This is a genomic window from Aeromonas sp. Prich7-2 (assembly GCF_017939255.1).
Lineage (GTDB): Bacteria > Pseudomonadota > Gammaproteobacteria > Enterobacterales > Aeromonadaceae > Aeromonas > Aeromonas caviae.
This window is the reverse complement of sequence record NZ_JAGKRI010000183.1, coordinates 1-293: the sequence shown is the minus strand read 5'-3', so window position 1 is coordinate 293 and position 293 is coordinate 1. Positions and strand designations below refer to the sequence as shown.

The 293-nt window shown below is 59.0% G+C and carries 1 pseudogene; it reads left to right on the top strand.

The window, feature by feature from the left end:
* Nucleotides 1–293 (top strand): annotated as a pseudogene (locus tag J9892_RS20475) (IS21 family transposase); the annotation flags it as partial.

Here is a 293-nt window from a genome sequence, read left to right as displayed (position 1 = left end):
AACGAGCGCCCGTTCAAGCAGCTGCCCGGTAACCGACGCGAGGCGTTTGAGCAGTTGGACCGCCCGGCACTGGGGTCACTACCGGTGCATCCCTATCGCTATGTCGCCATCAAAACGGTCAAGGTCAACATCGACTATCACGTCAGCTATGAGCAGCACCATTACTCGGTGCCGCACCAGTATGTGGGTCAGCAACTGGAGCTCCATGCGGGCGATACCCTGCTTCAGGTCTATCACCAGCAACAGCTGGTCGCGAGCCATCCGCGTAAAACCATCCCGGGGATGAGCACACT